We start from the raw sequence: 528 nt of genomic DNA, 5'->3' as shown, positions 1-528 counted from the left end.
TAAAACCGTATCGACGGTGAAATTGATCGCGGAACTGGCCAGGCTTTGGTTACCGGCGAAATCTTCGACCACAGTACTGAAAATGTGGCCGCCTTCAGTCAGGGCAGTGGCGGTGTAAGTCCAGATGCCAGCGGCATCGACGGTTTCACGGGCCAGCTCGGTGCTGCCGTCATAAATGATCACAGTGCTTCCGGCTTCAGCGGTGCCACTGAAGATCGGGGTGGTGTCGTTGGTGGTACTGCTGTTGATGATAGAGCCGGTAACCGGAGTGACGTCATCACTCAGGGTGCCAGTTGCAGCGTCTGGTGAAACCGTATCGACGGTAAAGCCGATGACGGCACTTGCCAGGCTTTGGTTGCCGGCGAAATCTTCGACCACGGTGGTAAAACTGTGGACGCCTTCAGTCAGAGCGGTGGCGGTGTAAGTCCACTCGCCGGAGTCATTGACCTGGACGCGACTCAGCTCAGTAGTATCGTCGTAGATAATCACTGTGCTTCTGGCTTCAGCGGTGCCACTGAAGATCGGGGT

The 528-nt window shown here is 56.2% G+C and carries 1 protein-coding gene; it reads right to left on the bottom strand.

The features are described 5' to 3' along the window. Positions 1–528, bottom strand: a 528-nt coding sequence (locus ACZRMH_RS25825; protein WP_464015819.1) for an Ig-like domain-containing protein, incomplete at both ends; no start/stop codon positions are given.

Source organism: Pseudomonas sp. B414 (assembly GCF_055408445.1).
Note: the sequence above shows the minus strand (reverse complement) of the source record. Positions and strands in the feature narration are given on the sequence as shown.